Origin of the sequence: Nereida sp. MMG025 (genome assembly GCF_021654165.1) — a bacterium.
Classification (GTDB): domain Bacteria; phylum Pseudomonadota; class Alphaproteobacteria; order Rhodobacterales; family Rhodobacteraceae; genus Nereida.
In genome coordinates this window covers 101,876-119,861 of record NZ_JAKFZN010000003.1, presented here as the reverse complement: position 1 = coordinate 119,861, position 17,986 = coordinate 101,876, and the positions used below count along the sequence as shown (strand labels likewise).

General features: G+C 55.7%; 18 protein-coding genes and 3 pseudogenes. 18 read left to right on the top strand and 3 right to left on the bottom strand.

Features of this window, described 5'->3' with window-relative positions; all coding sequences use genetic code 11:
- Genes L1065_RS09810 through coxB form a run of 3 tightly spaced genes read right to left on the bottom strand, consistent with a single transcriptional unit; the run spans nucleotide 1 to nucleotide 2,098 of the window.
- Nucleotides 1–192: a hypothetical protein gene (locus L1065_RS09810; RefSeq protein ID WP_237095301.1), complete on the bottom strand. Its 192-nt coding sequence runs from the start codon at nucleotides 190–192 to the stop codon at nucleotides 1–3.
- 1 nt (nucleotide 193) lies between these two features.
- Nucleotides 194–1,141, bottom strand: a complete 948-nt coding sequence (gene cyoE / locus L1065_RS09805) for a heme o synthase (protein ID WP_237095300.1) — start codon at nucleotides 1,139–1,141, stop codon at nucleotides 194–196.
- 48 nt (nucleotides 1,142–1,189) lie between these two features.
- Nucleotides 1,190–2,098 carry a cytochrome c oxidase subunit II gene (coxB, locus tag L1065_RS09800; RefSeq protein WP_237095299.1) on the bottom strand — a complete coding sequence of 303 codons (909 nt, stop codon included), beginning with the start codon at nucleotides 2,096–2,098 and terminating at the stop codon, nucleotides 1,190–1,192.
- Between the two features lie 199 nt (nucleotides 2,099–2,297).
- Here coxB and tldD point away from each other — a divergent pair, with 199 nt between their 5' ends.
- The 18 genes and pseudogenes from tldD (at nucleotide 2,298) to L1065_RS09715 (ending at nucleotide 17,475) form a co-directional block, all read left to right on the top strand.
- Complete coding sequence (gene tldD / locus L1065_RS09795) at nucleotides 2,298–3,719, top strand: metalloprotease TldD (protein WP_237095298.1); 1,422 nt, start codon at nucleotides 2,298–2,300, stop codon at nucleotides 3,717–3,719.
- Nucleotides 3,716–4,204, top strand: a complete 489-nt coding sequence (locus L1065_RS09790; protein ID WP_237095297.1) for a GNAT family N-acetyltransferase — start codon at nucleotides 3,716–3,718, stop codon at nucleotides 4,202–4,204. Before tldD ends, L1065_RS09790 begins: the two co-directional genes overlap by 4 nt.
- The gene (locus L1065_RS09785) at nucleotides 4,182–4,679 is read left to right on the top strand and encodes a hypothetical protein (protein WP_237095296.1); all 498 of its coding nucleotides are present in this window, start codon (nucleotides 4,182–4,184) and stop codon (nucleotides 4,677–4,679) included. Before L1065_RS09790 ends, L1065_RS09785 begins: the two co-directional genes overlap by 23 nt.
- On the top strand, nucleotides 4,679–5,164 hold the full coding sequence (locus tag L1065_RS09780; RefSeq protein WP_237095295.1) for a hypothetical protein: 486 nt from the start codon (nucleotides 4,679–4,681) through the stop codon (nucleotides 5,162–5,164). The genes L1065_RS09785 and L1065_RS09780 overlap by 1 nt, the downstream gene beginning before the upstream one ends.
- Before the next feature lie 71 nt (nucleotides 5,165–5,235).
- A complete protein-coding gene (gene dprA / locus L1065_RS09775; RefSeq protein WP_237095294.1) occupies nucleotides 5,236–6,381 on the top strand; it encodes a DNA-processing protein DprA in 1,146 nt (381 codons plus the stop codon).
- A gap of 96 nt (nucleotides 6,382–6,477) precedes the next feature.
- The gene (topA, locus tag L1065_RS09770) at nucleotides 6,478–9,060 is read left to right on the top strand and encodes a type I DNA topoisomerase (protein ID WP_237095293.1); all 2,583 of its coding nucleotides are present in this window, start codon (nucleotides 6,478–6,480) and stop codon (nucleotides 9,058–9,060) included.
- A gap of 478 nt (nucleotides 9,061–9,538) precedes the next feature.
- Complete coding sequence (locus tag L1065_RS09765) at nucleotides 9,539–9,676, top strand: hypothetical protein (protein WP_237095292.1); 138 nt, start codon at nucleotides 9,539–9,541, stop codon at nucleotides 9,674–9,676.
- Nucleotides 9,677–9,774: 98 nt separating this feature from the next.
- Nucleotides 9,775–11,007, top strand: coding sequence for a type VI secretion system tip protein TssI/VgrG (gene tssI / locus L1065_RS09760; RefSeq protein ID WP_255766493.1), 1,233 nt, complete (start codon nucleotides 9,775–9,777; stop codon nucleotides 11,005–11,007).
- Complete coding sequence (locus L1065_RS09755; protein WP_237095291.1) at nucleotides 11,007–11,834, top strand: hypothetical protein; 828 nt, start codon at nucleotides 11,007–11,009, stop codon at nucleotides 11,832–11,834. Before tssI ends, L1065_RS09755 begins: the two co-directional genes overlap by 1 nt.
- Before the next feature lie 301 nt (nucleotides 11,835–12,135).
- Nucleotides 12,136–12,471, top strand: a complete 336-nt coding sequence (locus L1065_RS09750) for a PAAR domain-containing protein (protein ID WP_370641168.1) — start codon at nucleotides 12,136–12,138, stop codon at nucleotides 12,469–12,471.
- The gene (locus tag L1065_RS09745; protein ID WP_237095711.1) at nucleotides 12,407–12,589 is read left to right on the top strand and encodes a hypothetical protein; all 183 of its coding nucleotides are present in this window, start codon (nucleotides 12,407–12,409) and stop codon (nucleotides 12,587–12,589) included. Before L1065_RS09750 ends, L1065_RS09745 begins: the two co-directional genes overlap by 65 nt.
- 36 nt (nucleotides 12,590–12,625) lie before the next feature.
- Nucleotides 12,626–12,778: pseudogene (locus tag L1065_RS15940) on the top strand (IS5/IS1182 family transposase); the annotation flags it as partial.
- Nucleotides 12,779–12,804: 26 nt separating this feature from the next.
- Nucleotides 12,805–12,987 (top strand): annotated as a pseudogene (locus tag L1065_RS15935) (hypothetical protein); the annotation flags it as partial.
- A 93-nt stretch (nucleotides 12,988–13,080) separates the two neighbouring features.
- Nucleotides 13,081–13,644, top strand: coding sequence for a hypothetical protein (locus tag L1065_RS09735; RefSeq protein WP_237095289.1), 564 nt, complete (start codon nucleotides 13,081–13,083; stop codon nucleotides 13,642–13,644).
- Nucleotides 13,645–14,318: 674 nt separating this feature from the next.
- Nucleotides 14,319–15,216: pseudogene (locus tag L1065_RS09730) on the top strand (IS3 family transposase).
- A 222-nt stretch (nucleotides 15,217–15,438) separates the two neighbouring features.
- Nucleotides 15,439–15,918, top strand: a complete 480-nt coding sequence (locus L1065_RS09725; protein WP_237095288.1) for a hypothetical protein — start codon at nucleotides 15,439–15,441, stop codon at nucleotides 15,916–15,918.
- 50 nt (nucleotides 15,919–15,968) lie between these two features.
- The gene (locus tag L1065_RS09720; protein ID WP_237095287.1) at nucleotides 15,969–16,322 is read left to right on the top strand and encodes a hypothetical protein; all 354 of its coding nucleotides are present in this window, start codon (nucleotides 15,969–15,971) and stop codon (nucleotides 16,320–16,322) included.
- Between the two features lie 526 nt (nucleotides 16,323–16,848).
- The gene (locus tag L1065_RS09715; protein WP_237095286.1) at nucleotides 16,849–17,475 is read left to right on the top strand and encodes a hypothetical protein; all 627 of its coding nucleotides are present in this window, start codon (nucleotides 16,849–16,851) and stop codon (nucleotides 17,473–17,475) included.
- Nucleotides 17,476–17,986 lie beyond the last annotated feature (511 nt).

The window sequence follows — 17,986 nt, the reverse complement described above, 5'->3', positions numbered from 1 at the left end:
TCACTGGGTGTCCTCCGTGATAAGCGCGGGGCGCACTGTGTGGTCAAACCCTTCGAGGCTGCCGCCGCTGGTGATTTTCACATATGTCAGGCCAAAGACGATCACGATCAGCCCGATCAGCACAGCCGCCACGCCAAGGTTGCGGCCTTTGCGGCGGTCGTGCAATTCGTGGTCGGCGCGAAAATATCCCATTCTACCAGCCTCCCAGACCGTAGGGGCGCAACACCGCCTCGACCAGCAGCGCACCGAAGTGCAGGAAGAGGTAGAGCAGCGAGACTTTGAATACCGACTTTTCGACCTTGTAGTTGTCGGCTTCGGCCTGTGTTTCATCGCGGCGCCAGATGTCATAGGCCCCTTTCAGGAACCACACGTTCAAGACCACGGCAGTGACCAGATAGATCGGCCCACCGATCGAGGTAAACGCCGTGCCAATCGCAAGCGGGAACAAAAGCAAAGTATAGGCAAGGATATGGCGGCGCGTGGATTTGCGCCCATGGGTCACGGTCAGCATCGGCACGCCAGCATCGTCATAATCTGATTTCATGAACAGCGCCAAAGCCCAGAAATGAGGCGGCGTCCACATGAAGATCAACATGAACATCAAAACGGCTTCTACACTGATCGAGCCTGTGGCCACGACCCAACCGATCATGGGCGGGAACGCCCCTGCCGCACCACCGATCACGATGTTCTGCGGTGTCGAGCGTTTGAGCCACATGGAATAGACAACGGCATAAAAAAAGATGGTGAACGCCAGCAGGAAGGCCGCCAAAGCGTTTGTCGCCAACCACAGCAACACAACCGAAAAGCCCGAAAGCGCCAGACCGATTCCCAAAGCTTCGTCAGGCGTCACCTTGCCTGCGGGGATCGGGCGTTTGGCTGTGCGCTTCATCACAACGTCGATATCGGCGTCCCACCACATGTTCAGCGAGCCCGATGCCCCTGCCCCGACAGCGATGAACAAAATGGCGCAAAACCCGACAAAGGGATGCACGCCCACAGGGGCAACCAGCAAACCCACAAGGGCCGTGAACACAACCAGCGACATCACCCGCGGTTTAAGAAGCGCAAAATAATCGCCAAACTGGGCTTCGCCTGTTTGGCCTGCTGATTTTGCCGTCTGATAGCTTACGTCTGTCATCTATTGTCCCCTGATGGGGTAAGGCGGGTTTGAACCCGCCCTACAAGATTACTTCGATGCAACTTGATAAGATTGGTCCGCTGGCAAAATGCCTGCGTATTCAGCTTTCGCCTCTGCCAGCCAAGCGTCGTATTCCTCTTGGCTTACAACGTTCACCGTGATCGGCATATAGGCGTGGTCCTTGCCGCAAAGCTCGGAGCACTGGCCAAAATAGAGACCTTCACGTTCTGCGTTGAACCAAAGCTGCGCCAGACGACCGGGCACTGCGTCCTGTTTTACGCCGAACGACGGGATGGTCCACGAATGGATCACGTCGGCGGCTGTCACCGTCATCACAACGGTTTTGCCAACAGGAACGACAACTTGCGTGTCAGTGGCCAGCAACCATTCGTTGCGGCTGTAGCCATATTCACCAAGCATCTCTTCCATTGCGGCATCCAGAATATACGGCTGCGCACCATTTTCGTCAGCGGCATCTGTCATCGTCGCAGGATGGCCGACCATGTAGCTGTCAAAGGCAAAGCCTTCGTCCACATACTCATAGCCCCAATACCACTGGTAGCCTGTCACTTTGATATTGATGTCGGCCTCTGGGATCACCTGTTGTTTGAACAGTACTGGCAGCGAAAACGCCCCGATGAACACCAGAATGACAATCGGGATGATCGTCCATGCCACCTCAATCGGTGAATTATGTGTGAATGTTGCGGGCTTGGGGTTCGAGCGGCGGTTATACCGCACCATGATATAAACCAGCAAACCGGTCACAAACAGGGTGATGGCGAAGATGATGTAATTGATCATACCATCAAGCCATTGCAGGTCGCGTGCAAGTTCAGTCGCAGCAGGTTGGAAACCTGTGCCGCGATCAACAGGCACACCCACCACCTCTTGGGCATATGCTGCAGTTGTTGCCATAGCGCCCAAAAGGGCGGCCGAAAGGGTCCATTTACGCATCTATTGCTTCCCGTATGTCTTGCGGCAAAACCGTGCCGCTTATCCACGTCCATCTGGCAAGCTATCGCCAAACGGAATCCATTTGTATTCAGACGCGTTAAAACCATATCCTTAAGAACACCTCAAGATTACGCGTTGCGGCAGACTGACGCTTTTCTTTGATCCAGATCAAATTTCGCATTTTTTTTCGAGGCACATGATGACCGACACCCCTTTTCGCCCCTTTGACACGCTCCTCGATCAGGAATCAGCCCTGTCGCAGCTGCGCAGCGCCACCGCAGGCGCGGATGACGGAGAGCTGTTTTTGGAACGCAGCCGCATGGAAGCGATCGTGTTTGACGATGGGCGCGTCAAAACCGCCAGCTACAATGCCTCCGAAGGGTTTGGATTGCGGGCTGTGCGCGGCGATGTGGCGGGCTATGCACATTCCTCGGAAATTTCGGAAGCCGCTATTGGCCGTGCCGTTGATACCGCCCGTCTGGCCGTAGGCGATGGGGGCGGCACGCTGGCCGATGCGCCACGCGCAACCAACACAACACTTTATACGGATCAAAACCCCATGTCGGGCGTAGAGTTCGGCGTCAAGATTGACACATTGCGCGAAATTGATGCCTTCGTGCGCGGATTGGACAAACGCGTCATCCAGGTCAGCGCCACATTTTCTGCCTCCTTCCAAGAGGTCGAGATCTTGCGCCCCGAAGGCCACCTGACCCGCGATGCACGTCCCATGGCGCGGCTGAACATCAGCGTGATCGTCGAAGAAAACGGACGCCGCGAAAGCGGCGGCGCGGGCGGCGGCGGACGCTATTTGATGAACGGCTTGATGGATCCCGCCCATTGGCAATCGGTGGCGCAAGAGGCTTTACGCATCGCCCTTGTCAATCTGGACGCCATCCCTGCGCCCGCTGGCGTGATGGACGTCGTGCTTGGCCCGGGCTGGCCGGGAATTTTGCTGCATGAAGCCATCGGGCACGGGCTGGAAGGCGACTTCAACCGCAAAGGCAGCAGCGCATTCGCAGGGCTCATGGGGCAGCAAATCGCAGCCAAGGGTGTCACAGTGCTGGACGACGGCACCATTCCTGACCGCCGTGGCAGCATCACCATCGACGACGAAGGCACCCCGTCAGGCAAAAACACCCTGATCGAAGATGGGATCCTTGTGGGCTACATGCAGGACCGCCAGAACGCGCGCCTGATGGGCGTTGAACCCACGGGCAACGGTCGACGCCAAAGCTACGCCCATATCCCCATGCCGCGCATGACAAACACCTACATGCTTGGGGGCGATACAGCCCCAGAGGCAATCCTTGCTGATCTCAAAGACGGCATCTACGCGGTGGGCTTTGGCGGCGGGCAAGTGGATATCACCAACGGAAAATTCGTATTTTCCTGCACCGAAGCCTATCAGGTGAAAAACGGACAGGTCGGCGCGCCCGTCAAAGGTGCCACACTGATCGGCGACGGGGCCACGGCCCTCAAACATATCCGCGCCATCGGCAATGACATGGCGCTGGACCCCGGCATGGGCAACTGCGGCAAGCAAGGCCAATGGGTCCCCGTCGGCGTCGGCCAACCCACATTGATGATCGGTGGTCTGACGGTCGGGGGCTCTGCTGCGTGATCCGCACGGCCACCAGTGATGACATCCCGGGACTGGCCCCCATCTGGCACGAGGCCTGGATGGCAGGGCACGCAGGCAAAGTGCCCGCCCCGTTAGAGGCGATGCGCACACTGCAAAGCTTCCAAGACCGCCTTGGCCCACGCATTGCACGCGGCGACGTCTTGGTTTGGCACAATGGCGGCCCCCTTGGTTTTGTGGCGCTCAATGGCGCAGAGCTGGAACAGCTTCATCTGGCAACCCGCGCCCACGGCAGCGGTGCGGCCAGCCAATTGATCCGCGCCGCAGAGGCCACTTTGCACCAGCGCGGCATAATCACAGCGCATCTGATTTGCATCCCAGACAACGCCCGCGCCCTTGCCTTTTACGCCAAGCACGGCTGGCGCGAGGTTGCACGCGGCCCTGAAACCGTGGAAACACTTGCAGGGCCGTTTGATCTTCTGTGTTGTCGTTTGGAAAAACCCCTTGCCCCTGCCCCCCGCCCTTAAAACCCCGCCCGAGCACCGCTACGCCATGCGGCCCATTTATTACCTGTCCGCAATGCTGATCACCTGGCTTGGCGTGCCTATCGTGGCGCTGGCTGTGTTTTATGCCTGTATGTTCGTGCTCGACTTTCTGGGGCTTGACGCGGTTATACCCGATATGCTGGAAGCCGCGATATCCGTGCTGCTCACACCGCTGATCTTAATCGGCTTTTCGTTTGTGGTGTCTTGGGCGCCTGTTTTGCTTGGCAGCGTGGCGATGGTGTTTGCGCTCAAAAACGGAACAGCGGGATGGGCGGTTGCATTGGGCTTCGGCTGTATCATGGGCGCAATCGTCTTTATCCTCATGGATGGTCAAAACCCTGTAACGCCCGAAAACCTGATGGCATTCGCCGCGATCACGGCAATCGGCGGCGTGATGGGTTTGGTCTATTGGATCACCTGCTACCGCCTCGCGCCTGCTGCGTTCAAAAAGTCCTGATGCCTCCCGTTTTGCGCACCGATCCCGCCGCACGATCCGCGCTCAGCTGGCGTATCTTGTGGCATGCCGCGTTGCGCAGTTGGACCATCCCGTCGTTTTTCGGCTTTGCCATCCTTTTGGCCACCGTGGGTGCCTCGGCTGTCACATCGCTGGAAGACAGCCCGCGCTTTGGGGGTGCGTTCACATTGGTCGGCACCGTGGCATATGTCTTGGCGTTTGGCATTTTTGTGGTGTGGTTGCCCCTCGGTGTGGCGGTGTTTGCCGCACGCCTTGCCGCCCTTTGGGGCGTGGCAGGATGGGGCTACGCCGTTGTGCTTGGGGCGGGCTTTGGGCTGGCGGCGGCCCTCTGGATGGATCAGGGCAACCTCGGGACAAACGCCTTTGGCTGGATCATTCTGCCGATCCTGGGCGCGGGATACGGCGGTTTTTTCTGGCGCGAATGCTACCGCACTGCCCCCCGCGCCTTTGCCCCTCCCCCAAAATAGCGAGGCGGATCGTAACGCCCTGTTAACCACCCATACGGTATTCCTGATTCTGCAAGCTGACGGAGCCACGGATGACCGAAGAGACCCCCACTCTTTCTTCCTTTCACCCCCCACTCCCACCCACCACGGAAGAACAACAGGTCTCGTGGCTCCGTCTTTTGCGCTCTCGCCGCGTCGGCATTTCCACATTTTATCGCCTCCTCACGGAACACGGCAGCGCCGACGCGGCACTTGCCGCCCTACCGCAGATCGCGCAATCGGCAGGTGTCAAAGGCTATCAAATCTGTCCCGAAGGCGTTGTGCGCGCCGAATTGGCCAACGCGCGGCGCATCGGCGCAAAAATGCTGTGTCGCGGTGCGCCTGACTATCCCGCAGCCCTTACCGATCTTGATGACGCCCCGCCCATCTTGTGGGCGATGGGGGATGTCTCACTTCTCAAACGGCCAATGGTGGCGATGGTTGGTGCGCGCAACGCCTCCAGCCTTGGCACCCGAATGGCCAGCACGATGGCCCGCGAACTGGGCGCGGCTGACATCGTTGTGGTCTCGGGGCTTGCACGCGGCATAGATACCGCCGCACATATCGCGGCGTTGAAAACCGGCACAATCGCCGTCCAAGCTGGCGGGGTGGACCAGATCTATCCAGCCGAAAACACGCAGTTGCACCATGACATCGCCAAAACCGGCTTGCGCCTGTCAGAACAACCCATGGGCATGACACCCACAGCGCGGCATTTTCCCCGCCGCAACCGCATCATCAGCGGGTTGTCCCGCGCCACCGTGGTGATCGAAGCGGCGGCCAAATCCGGCAGCCTGATCACCGCGCGCAATGCGCTGGACCAAGGCCGCGATGTTCTGGCAGTGCCCGGCCATCCGTTTGACGCCCGCGCCTCTGGCTGCAACATGCTGTTGCGCGACGGGGCCACGCTGGTGCGAGGCGCCGCCGACATCCTTGAGGTCATCGGCACAGCCCCCGCCCCCGAATTGCCCTTCCCGCCACCACAGGATCCACCCTCAGGGCAACCACGCTCATTACGGCAAACAGCGGCACTTCACACGCAGATCCTAGACCGATTGGGCCCAACGCCGGTGCCACAGGACCAGCTGTGCCGCGATCTGAAAACCACCGCCGATGCCGTCACGCCTGTATTGCTCGAATTGGAAATGGACGGGAAATTGGTGCGCCACGCAGGCGGGCTTTTGGCGCGCGCCAGCTAGGCAAAGGTCAATTCCGCTCACAAGCCGCATTGACAAAGCGCCTGCGCCAACCACATCTTGCGCGACCAGTCCCCATGCCATGAATCGGAAGAGTATATGCCCGTTGTCGTCGTTGAATCCCCTGCAAAAGCAAAAACCATCGAGGGGTATTTAGGCAAAGGTTTCAAGGTTTTGGCAAGTTTCGGGCACGTGCGCGACCTGCCGCCCAAAGACGGCTCGGTCGACCCTGATAACCAGTTCGAAATGCTCTGGGAAGTCGCCAGTGACAGCAAAAAACACGTCAAAGCCATTGCCGATGCCTTGAAAGACGACCCCGAATTGGTGCTGGCCACCGACCCCGACCGCGAAGGCGAAGCGATCTCGTGGCACCTTGAAGAGGCGTTGCGCAAACGCAAAGCCATCAAAAAAGACACCCCCGTCAGCCGCGTGGTGTTCAACGCGATCACCAAAACAGCTGTGACCGAAGCCATGCAAAACCCACGGCAGGTCGACATGGAGCTGGTCGAGGCCTATCTGGCCCGCCGCGCGCTGGACTATCTTGTGGGCTTCAAACTGTCGCCCGTCTTGTGGCGCCGCCTGCCTGGTGCCAAATCGGCGGGCCGCGTGCAATCGGTCTGCCTGCGCCTGATCGTCGAACGCGAGATGGAAATCGAGGCCTTCAAGAACCGCGAATACTGGTCCGTAAAAGCGATGCTCGAAACACCACGCGGCAAACCGCTCGAAGCACGCCTGACCGTTCTGGCAGGCAAAAAGCTCGACAAATTCGATATTGAAAACGCGACACAGGCGGAACTGGCCCAACAGGCCATCGAAAGCCGCGATCTGGTGGTCAAATCCGTTGAGGCCAAACCCGCCAACCGCAACCCATCCGCCCCCTTTATGACCTCGACCCTGCAACAAGAGGCCAGCCGCAAATTTGGCATGGGTGCGCGCCAAACCATGAACGCCGCTCAACGGCTTTATGAAGCAGGTCTGATCACCTATATGCGGACCGATGGCATCGACATGGCCCCCGAGGCCGTGCACGCCGCCCGCGACGCCATCGGCACCAAGTTTGGCAAAGACTACGTGCCCAAAGAACCGCGCATGTATAAAAACAAGGCCAAAAACGCTCAAGAAGCGCACGAATGTATCCGCCCTACCGATATGATGCGCAGCGCCGATGACATCAAAGTGTCCGAAGGCGACCAGCGCAAGCTTTATGATCTGATCTACAAACGCACCATCGCCAGCCAGATGGCCGCCGCCCGGATGGAGCGCACAACGGTCGATATTGGCAGTGCGGATGGGCAGGTCGAATTGCGCGCCACGGGTCAGGTTGTGCTCTTTGACGGCTTTTTGAAGGTGTACGAAGAAGGCCGCGATGACGACGCCGTGGTGGACGATGACGACAAGCGCCTGCCACAAGTGAACCAGGGCGAGGCGATGAAGAAATCTTCGGTCACACCCGAGCAACATTTCACCCAACCGCCCCCCCGCTACACCGAAGCCACGCTGGTCAAGCGCATGGAAGAATTGGGCATCGGGCGCCCGTCCACCTACGCCAGCATCGTGACCACGATCCAAGACCGCGAATACGTCCGCAAGGAAAAGAACCGCCTCTTTCCCGAAGACAAAGGGCGGCTGGTGACAGCTTTCCTGACCAATTATTTCCGCAAATATGTGGGCTATGACTACACCGCCTCACTGGAAGAAGAGCTGGACCACGTCAGCGCAGGCGAGGCCGATTACAAAGAACTTCTGGACGGCTTCTGGCGCGATTTCAAAAAGACGATCGACGAGGCGATGGACAACTCCATCACCGATGTCCTTGAAAAGATTAACGATGTTCTGGCACCCCATATCTTTCCAGATATGGGCGACGGCAAAGACCCGCGTCTTTGCCCCAACTGCGAACAGGGCCGTTTGTCGATGCGCACAGCCCGCGCGGGCGGTGCGTTCATCGGGTGCTCGCGCTACCCCGAGTGCAAATACACCCGTCCCTTTGGCCCTCCCAACCCGGAGGCCGAAGCCAGTGCGATCCCGCCCGAAGGCAAACTGCTTGGCACCGACGACGGCGACAATATCTGGATCCACAAAGGCCGCTTTGGCCCCTACGCCCAACGCGGCGAGGTCACAGATGACAACAAAAAGCCCAATCGCCAATCGATCCCCAAAGAATGGGCGCCCGAAGATGTGGATCTGGAAACAGCCGTCAAACTGCTGTCACTGCCACGTTTCATCGGGCTGCACCCCGAAGATGGCGTCAACGTCTGGGCCAACATCGGACGGTATGGCCCTTATCTGAAACATGCCGAAAGCACATCGGACCGCGGGGGCACCAACGCCAACCTCGAAGGGCTGGACGAGGTTTGGACCGTCGGCATGAACCGCGCGGTGCAACTGCTGGCCGAAAAAGTGGCCAGCCGCGGTGGGCGCGGTGCCGCTGCAAAACCCGTGCGTGAGCTTGGCGAACACCCCGAAGCGGGCGGCCCCGTGGCGATCTACAAAGGCAAATACGGGCCTTATGTGAAGTGGGAAAAGATCAATGCGACCATCCCCGACACTGTCGAGATTGATGATCTGACAATGGCGCAAGCCGTTGATCTTATTGACGAACGGGCTGCAAAAGCGGGCAAGAAAAAGCCGGCAAAGAAGAAACCCGCAGCCAAAAAGAAAACCACCGCCAAGAAGAAATAGCGAACAGGGCACGCGACCACCGCCTGCAAAGCGATTTTTCGAAAAATCGCGCCCCTGAAAATTCGAATTTTCAGCCCCGCTCAGGATTATAGCGGGGCTTCACACGGGTTCACCCCATGCGCCAGCGCCGCGCCTATACCTGCGTTCTGCTATCATGTGGAACGTCGCGCACCTCTGTATCAATGCAGCGGGTTTTCTGGATCCTCTCAATAGGCCGCATCACGCAATACTGACCCAAAAGCCAAACATTTCTGACCCAGAACTGACCTTCATCGTTGGCTACTCCAAGGATAAAGTTGCGGGATAAAGCAGCCTTTCGCTGCGTCTGCACCGATGCCGACTTTCACGTCAGCCCATTCAACAAACTGTGATTTCGATCTGCTTTTTTAGCCTTCTAGAAACAAAGTTGGAATAGCTTCCCTTTCGGAGGCAAGGTCAATAATTTTCTCTTATTAGTTGTATTTTCAGGTCTCTTTTTATGAACAGTCATTTCAGCCAGCAGGATCGTCAGGGGCGGCTCACGACGACGCTCGGCGCAAGCACTTTGGTGCTGCTGCGGATGGACGGAACTGAGGAGCTGTCGGCGGATTTCGAGTGGCGGGTTGAGGCTTTGTAGCCTGATGCGGGACTTGATCTGCACGCGCTTTTGGCCACGCAAGACGTGGATCATCTGGGCGATGCCACCCACCCAGGCGGCGACATTGAGAGCTACGACTGGCCCGGCGATTATCTGGACTAGGGCGAAGGGCGCGGCGTGGTCAGCACGCGACTGGACGCACGTTCGTATGCCTGAAGGCCAAGCACCGTTTTCGCGCGCAAGGATTTGGCTCAGGCGACGCGGGCGGCGATGAGACGCCCTACGACGGCGCATATGTGCTGATCCCCGACGACACGCCGCTTCGGCCCGAACGGCGCGCCGTTGGACCACGGGTGCTAGGCCCCGAGACGGCCGTGGTCGTGGGCGACGGAGAGATCGACTGCGACGAACACGGCCGCATCCTGGTAAAGTTCCATTGGGACGATGTCGCCGCCCACACCATGCGCGTACGCGTCAGCCAGAACTGGGCGTCCAAAGGATGGGGCGGCATGGTCATCCCGCGCATCGGTATGGAGGTCATCGTAGAACACCTGCGCGGTGATCCCGACAAACCCATCGTCACGGGCTGCGTATACAACGGCGCGAACAAGCCGCCTTACCCGCTGCCGGAGCACAAGACGCGCTCAACGTTCAAGACAGATACCCATCAGGGAACGGGGTTCAATGAGCTGAGGTTTGAGGACGCGAATGGTGAAGAGGAAATTCGTGTTCACGCAGAAAGAGACATGAACACGATTGTAAAGAACGACAGGTCAGCAATTGTTAAGGGGTCTGGGATCGACACCGTTACTGGTATTCGTCTGACCGAAACGCTTGGAGCGAGTTACACGACGGCCTTTGGTGGCATCAATATCTTATCTGGACCTTCAGCTCTTGGCATTTCTGCAATGCGTGGAATAGGAAACTTTGCAGGAAAAGTATCCCAAAGCGCGAACCTTCTACCGCTCGTTAACTTAGCAAATATACGCCCCGGAGATGTTAACATATCCGGTGACCAAAACGTAACTCAAAGCGCCGGCAAAAACCTATTGCTATCCTCGGGGGGCAATTCCATGCGTGGATCTGGTCGTGATACAAATGAGAACGTGGGTCGCAATCTTCATGTGGATGTCAGCGGATCACGCCGCGCTCACGTGCACCGCAATGATTCTTTAACTGTTCAAGGTTTGCGAACTGAACGGGTCGAGCAGTTTTACGATTTGGCCGTTGGTCAGGCGTTAACGATACGGGTCGGCGCAAGCCGGATTAAGCTAGAATCCGACGGCACGCTTGAAATTAATGGAACAAATGTTTCCATTACGGCGACAAATGAATTGAACCTCAAAGCCAAGAAAATAAACTTAAACTGATGCAAGATTTTACTCCCCCTGATATCGTTCCTGACAACCAAAATGGTTTGGTTTTTCTGCGCCAACTGTGTCTCCTTTTTGATATGAACTATGACGATATTCCTGAGAATTTGCGGGGTGAAGCATTGCAGGTATTTGCTGGGCTGTATGTCTATCCTGCGATTGAAAACACTGCAGATAGGCACGAGGCTGACAGAGAGCTGCGGCAACTTGTTGATGAATACTTTCCGGTAGAAGACCTACGTTTCATGGATGGCGTTTGGATGGCCCTGAACATGGATTATGGCACCTCAAATACCAATGTGAGAACAGCGTGGGGCGCAACTCGGACAGAAATGATGTTCTATCGCGCGAAATGGACCCGGCTGACCATAGGTGACCCCGACGATCTGATTCAAGGTTACAGATGGCGTCGGATTGTTACTGGAGTGATCGAGTCCGTGGTACTACTTGTTACTGCGGGTGGGGCTTATGGTACAATTGAGACCAGCATTGCCCGAGGAATAGAAGGTGGCATAACTGGCGGAAGAACGGCCGCTTGGAGTTCTTTTTTGGCACGACTACGATCCGGAGGTAGTGGAATTGTGCAGGCTGCAACTGAGGGAAGAGGTGTTACATCTCTTGCAAGCCGTGGGGGTGTGCTTGGTTTGCTCGGAAGTTATGTTATCGGAACAACTTACCTTGGACTAAAGGACGACGAGGAAGAAATTCGCGCAGCAATAGCACTCAGGGTGTTAAATGGGGAAATTTCGGAAGATTACTTAGACGATATTAATGGTCCAATTGATGTAATTAGAGATATGGCTAGAGAACGATGGTATGAATAATAGGTTCCCTGTCTTGCTGTTTAAGTTCCTCTGGATAAATACCTATGTTTCGGGCGGTGTCGTCACGCTTGTTCTTGCTAGCGTGATTGAGGGAAGCCTAGGAATATTCATCGCAATTGCCCTAGGTGGATGGTGTCTGATAGGCGGTATCCATTGGCGTCGGCTCTATCGCATAGGCAGTGAGAAAGGCTCTGATTTTCTATGGGTCACAGATCATAGTCAGAATGACGAGTCTAAAGGCACTCATATCGAAATAGAGTGAACCTGCATTGTAGAAGGTTCGGGGGCGGCAACGAATTTAATGACCATAGGGAGCTTATTCAAAAGAGGAGTTCAAATGCCCAAAGCGACTCGCCTCGGAGACATTGGTTCAGGCCATGCCTGCCACTTTCCGCCAACAGCATCGATTGCGGCCTCGCCGGATGTGGACATCGACGGGATTCCAGCTGTACGACAAGGTGATGCCTACGCCCCGCATGGATGTGGGACTTGCCCCGCCCCTGCTCATGCGCGAAGCCTGTCAGGAGGCTCGGGAAGTGTTTTCATAAATGGCAAGCCGGCGGGCAGAATAGGTGACCCAATCTCGTGCGGCGGCAACGCTGATGCCGGGTCCGGCACAGTTTTCATCGGAGATTGAACCTCAGTTCGGCAATATAGCGGCATGCCTTAAAACGCCCGATATCGGTGAAAAACTCGGGTCATCAGATGTTGATTTCTTGTCATTGAATGTGCTTGATTGGCAGCTATCCACCTGATTCAATTGATATATTGATGCGGGGGGGGACAGTGCGATGATGGGCCAAGTCAAACACCAAGAACAGCTTTTCTATCGGCTTCGGCTGGAAGATTACGTTCCTGAGGATCATTTGCTGCGCCACGTCGATCGGTTTGTGGACTTTTCAGCCCTTCGCGGTGAACTGGCCGCGCTTTACAGCCACACGGGTGGGAGCCCCGTTTTGGCCAACCGAACCTGCCACGCGATGAGGCGCACGCCAGATCCCCTCTCGTCATCGACATTACCCAAAGACCAGAGCTTTTGCGGCCTTGGCTAGATGACGGATTTGTTCGTCGATTGGGAGTCGTGATCTATTCAGAGTATGCGCTTGAACGTATGCGCTCGCGGCTTAAGCGGTTTCAGACTGTTATGGTCCCCGATCACGCGGAACCCGCGTTTTTTCGGTTCTATGACGGCCGCACTCTGAGCTGTTTTTTTGCCAGTGGATTTGTGGAACTGTGGGCAGATTTTATGGACGGGATTGATACAATTGCTGCGCCATCGGACCTATCGCCGGGCTGGACGTTGTTTAGAATGGAACAGGATAAACTGAAGCGCGGGATCGAAGGCGCATTTGGCGAAAACGATGCCTGGGAAGATGTTGCGCCAAATGTTGCGGACCAGACCTATCAGGCAGGCTATCCCTTTCGTCCCATTGCTCACCCGCAATACAAGGCCATGACAACCTGCGTAGAACACGGTTTCTATAAGGAAATTGCGATGTTCATCAAAAGCGCCTTTCCGGAGCGAACAGTTAACGAAAGACGCGATCAGATACTTGAAAAGGTCAAGGCGGCAGCAGATATCTCGCGCTCCCAAGGGGCGTCAGAAGAAAGCGAGATCTACTACTGGGCCATTTTGAGTTACCTAGTTGGGCCGGCGTTCTATGAGGAACCACGTGTCCAAGTCTTTTTGGCACAGGCCCATCTCGACATGGCAGGAAAACTTGAGATGTTGTTGGAGGAGCTGAACAAAATTGATATGTCCGCCACTAACCACATCAAACTTCAGGCTAAAAAGGTGGATATCAACTGATGATTGCAGATCATCCAGTCCTTCCATTCCTAATTTCCTAGGCATTCTGCTGCGCCGTCTTGCTTCTTGGAAGTGTTGTGTCGGAAACAATCGCTTATTCTGGTTTACCCGATGGTACGGATATCTTGGTCATTTCATTGATTTTTCTCGGGGAAATGACACGCTACATATTCGTCATATTAGTGTCGGGCTTATTCATAACCTCGGGGCGCGCATTTTGGCCGGGAATTATTGTACTATTTACCGCTCAGTTCTTGGTTACCGAATATCGTTACAGCGGTGTGGAAGGCCTTGGCCTCTACGGGATCAGAATAGTTTCAGATGGTAGCGTTACCCTTTAGGGACATCTGCTAAAGGGTGTATTCCCTGTAGTGGCACTGCTTATCGCTTTTGCGCTGGTCAACGCGAAACCGCAAAGCGGCGCTGAGGAATAAGACATTGGCTGTGAGTTTTCCGCTTTCTATTACTCCGTCAGGTCGAGCTACTGTAACCTTTGCAGATGGCGTAGCATTTTTATAAATACGGGTATTTCAGCGGCCTCAATAGGAAAACGTTCAGTTGGCTGGCACGATTACAACGTGGATCGCGCCGTGCCAACAGTGCTGTTGACCTGCCCCCCGAAACTTCCCTCAGTTTAATGTAGAGTTTGCTCAACCTTTAGAAGGAGCAAACAAATGCGACAGAGCCGATTTACCGAAGCTCAAATAATCGGGTTGATTAAAGAACAAGAGGCTGGGATGCCAAATGCAGAGGTGTGTCGCAGACATGGCCTCCGTCCCGCGTCATTTTACAAGTTCAAAGCCAAGTATGGCGGCATGAACGTCTGTTCGGCGTGAAGGTCTGCCCGACAATCCAGAAGTTCGCGAAGGGATGAAGGCGATTGCCAACAAGCGGCGTCGCTTCGGTAACCGCCGTATCGGCGTGCTGTTGGAACGCAAAGGAATGATCATGAAGCACAAGAAGCTGTATCAGTTTTATACTTAGGAAAGGCTCGGCGTGAAGCAACGAAGGGGCCGCAAACGAGCGCGTGGATCGCGAACACCGATGCCAGTGGCGCTGCGTCCAGGCAAGCGTTGGTCACTCGACTTTGTGTCCGACACGTTCGGCGCATCACGCAAGTTCCGCATGCTGGCTGTGTATGATGATTGTTGCCGTGAGAACCTGTGTTTGATGGCTGACACCAGTATCTCTGGTGCAAGGGTGGCACGGGAACTGGATGCGCTTTTGCGCGTTTATGGAAAGCCTGCCTGTATCGTCAGCGATAACGGCACAGAATTCACCAGTCGTGCGATCCTGAAGTGGGCTGGCGACAACGATATTGATTGGCATTATATCGATCCGGGCAAACCGCAGCAGAATGGCTTCATCGAAAGCTTCAATGGGAGCCTGAGAGACGAGCTGCTGAATGAGGAGATCTTCGAAACTTTGGATGAGCCTCGCCGCAAACTGGCCCTTTGGCGCTACGACTACAACAACGTCAGACCGCACTCATCACTGGCAAACCAAACACCCGCAGAAGCGCGTCGAGCGCTTGAGCAATTTGAGGACTCCGCGCACGACGCGCTTGCCTAAAATAACGATGAGGAATATGTAATCCAATCCCGCAAACTCTCGTTATAAATGAGGGAGCCTCGGGGGGCAGATCAGTCGGTCGGAAAGAACCTTCATTTCGAGGTGGGAAATGAAATAAAACTCCGCTGCGGTGCCTCGACTATCCGCGCCAACCGAGATGGCAGCATTGAGGTACTGGGTAGCCACATTATCATAATCGGGCTGCTAATTGCCTTGGTGGCGATGCTGTATTGGCAATTGATCCTGCGTGCGCATGATGTTGCGGTGGATAAGCCGCAGGTGCATATCATTTTGCCAGACAAATACTGCGGGGAGTTTGTCGTATTTTGGGGGGAGAATTCGGCACCCGTGGAAGAGCCGCCCGAATTTCTGAGCTACAATATCCTGCCAGACATGCCGAACGCGGTTTTGATTAACCTGCCATCACCCTACACGCGGGCAGATTTGCGGTTTGTTCATCTGCCGAATGGCGAAACGCTTCGGCGCAACCCCTTGTTTCGGCTCACGGGGGTTATAGCGGTCCGGTTGAATAGCGGTGTGGAAACACTTGAAAATGGTGACACGCGGTCATTGCCAGGTATCGAAACTGGCGTTCAAGCAGATATTTTCACGATCGGGCCTGATTGTGACAGCGATGCGCCCTTGGGAGGGAACGACATTTCGGCCCTCTATTTGTCTATCTCAAGGACATCGGGAGAATAAGCGAACATACAGTACACGCCCGCGCGTTTCATCCAGATGGCCGATTTGGTATGGGCGGGATGTACTTCAAAGGTGACAGCCGAGGTTTTGAGACCAAACTGGATGTCACGTCCCGCATTCGGGCCGAATGGACGCTGGATTTCATGACAGGCACCACTACGAACGCGCGACCGATATCCGATCCCAGCACAGCACCTTGGGGCGTTGAACAGAATTATGAAGATGAACGCACGCCGCCAGAGGAAAACGGTGTTCTGAACGCCAGCCCCTATAACCCCGAAGGGATGCAGACGGGCAATTTTCAATGGCATTTTCGCGGGATCAATCACGCCTTTACGGCTTGGCCTTCGGTAAACGATATCATCGTCCCGTGGCTCGATTTGAGCGGCACGGTGGTGTTTTAAATTGATCGTACCCGGAGGTGCAAACTGTCAGGTTCACATCTACGCTGCGGGCTGACGGCTTCCCTAATTCCGAAGTGTTTGTTGTTGATTCAAATAATACGGCGCTCATGCTTAATACCCACCACAGGATGGGCTACGCCGCAGGCCAGCTAGCCTATAACGCCCAACACCTTTTGGGCGGCACTGTCGTCACCGTGTGAGTGAACGCAGATGGTAATTTTGTCGGCCCCGTCCGGGCGACGCGCTGTGTTGATTTCATGCCAGAGGCCCGTGATCTGCTGATCGATGTGGATGGCTGGATCAGCGATACATACCGCACGGAATTCAGTTTGACGGAATGGAACAAACATCACACCGGGCGTGAGGCAACGGAATCAAACTTTCTCGGTTTTGATTTCGATGACCGGTTGCCAATCCCCCGGTTCAATCCGTTCGGGGGGGAACGACCAAGTGGTCAGAACTGGAATGACTGGGGAGATCCCTTCACAAGTCCGGGACCGGAATATCTACCAGATTGGGACCGCCCATGAGTGATGTTGATCCAAACAAAGGTGCGCTGAAAGCCAATGGTGCAACCCTGCCGGAAATCTGGGTAAAGCTGCACCGCTTGGCGCGTGGCTGGTCAGACCTTTGGCAATCGGATGATCTGGAATACGAGCGCTCCAACCTTGACAGAACGTCCTTATCTTTGTTGCAGGATATGAAGGATATCGAAGCTGAGTCCTGGATTAATCTGTGTGCCGCAGCAGGGTGGACGGCCTATGGGGCAATTGCAGTTTCTTGGTGCAAGAACGGCACGCTAGAGCAGGTTTGGGCAAGCTGGGGAGCGTCGGGATTTCCGATTAAGCGCACCGAGGGGTTTGAGCGGCCTGCACATTTAATTAACTCTTCCCTGTTGCCCAAGACAAACAGTCTAAGCAAAATCATGGTGATGTGTCAGCATCGCACGCTGCCACTTTGCATCACCCAGTCGGCCCGCAAGGGTGCGCCGCTTACATTTGACATTCCAGTGCAAACGCTCTCGAAAATGCCCGCGCAAGCGGCGGCATTTTTGCTGCCGCTCCTCGAGACACAAAACGGTCTGGACGCTGACGAACGCCATCTTGCGGATTTCTGGAGCGCTTCTGGTGACGCCAGGGCCTTCATCGGCTAAATTGACGTTCAATATACGATCACAACGAAACAAGGCGAGGATTTGATATCGAAGAAACCCGCCGCAGGGGCAGTGTTGTCAGGGATCAGCCAAGTCAGTGATAAGGAATGCAATCATGACGCTGGCACGAATGCACCCTAAGTCATGGATCAGGTGCAAACTTTTTTGTTGATCAATCCGGATGCCAAAGAACGGCAGGATTTATGCGTGTCACACCCAAATGACTGGGGTCCAGTGCAGGCGGATCAGGCCGTCAGTATCAAGCAAATTATCATCGCTCAGGACGGGTCGTTGTGGATATCCAATGCCCATGCGCCGAATGCCCCAGCGCTAGCAATCGCGCTATGCGCCGGAAAATCTGGATGGTCGCGACATTGCTTGCGGTCGGTCTCATGTGCGTCAAAGCCAAATGCCAGCGCGCGCGATTGAGAATAACATTGAACGCTACAACGCGCGTTATGGCACAGAGACACCGCTGGTGTGCAATGCCGGGGCTCGCATCCAACGAACG

Bases quoted from the DNA above. Each gene is read 5' to 3' on its own strand.
- L1065_RS09810 (WP_237095301.1), bottom strand. From the start codon at position 192: ATGGGATATTTTCGCGCCGACCACGAATTGCACGACCGCCGCAAAGGC.
- cyoE (WP_237095300.1), bottom strand. From the start codon at position 1,141: ATGACAGACGTAAGCTATCAGACGGCAAAATCAGCAGGCCAAACAGGC.
- coxB (WP_237095299.1), bottom strand. From the start codon at position 2,098: ATGCGTAAATGGACCCTTTCGGCCGCCCTTTTGGGCGCTATGGCAACA.
- tldD (WP_237095298.1), top strand. From the start codon at position 2,298: ATGACCGACACCCCTTTTCGCCCCTTTGACACGCTCCTCGATCAGGAA.
- L1065_RS09780 (WP_237095295.1), top strand. From the start codon at position 4,679: ATGCCTCCCGTTTTGCGCACCGATCCCGCCGCACGATCCGCGCTCAGC.
- dprA (WP_237095294.1), top strand. From the start codon at position 5,236: ATGACCGAAGAGACCCCCACTCTTTCTTCCTTTCACCCCCCACTCCCA.
- topA (WP_237095293.1), top strand. From the start codon at position 6,478: ATGCCCGTTGTCGTCGTTGAATCCCCTGCAAAAGCAAAAACCATCGAG.
- L1065_RS09765 (WP_237095292.1), top strand. From the start codon at position 9,539: ATGAACAGTCATTTCAGCCAGCAGGATCGTCAGGGGCGGCTCACGACG.
- L1065_RS09755 (WP_237095291.1), top strand. From the start codon at position 11,007: ATGCAAGATTTTACTCCCCCTGATATCGTTCCTGACAACCAAAATGGT.
- L1065_RS09750 (WP_370641168.1), top strand. From the start codon at position 12,136: ATGACCATAGGGAGCTTATTCAAAAGAGGAGTTCAAATGCCCAAAGCG.
- L1065_RS09735 (WP_237095289.1), top strand. From the start codon at position 13,081: ATGGACGGGATTGATACAATTGCTGCGCCATCGGACCTATCGCCGGGC.
- L1065_RS09725 (WP_237095288.1), top strand. From the start codon at position 15,439: ATGCTGTATTGGCAATTGATCCTGCGTGCGCATGATGTTGCGGTGGAT.
- L1065_RS09720 (WP_237095287.1), top strand. From the start codon at position 15,969: ATGGGCGGGATGTACTTCAAAGGTGACAGCCGAGGTTTTGAGACCAAA.
- L1065_RS09715 (WP_237095286.1), top strand. From the start codon at position 16,849: ATGAGTGATGTTGATCCAAACAAAGGTGCGCTGAAAGCCAATGGTGCA.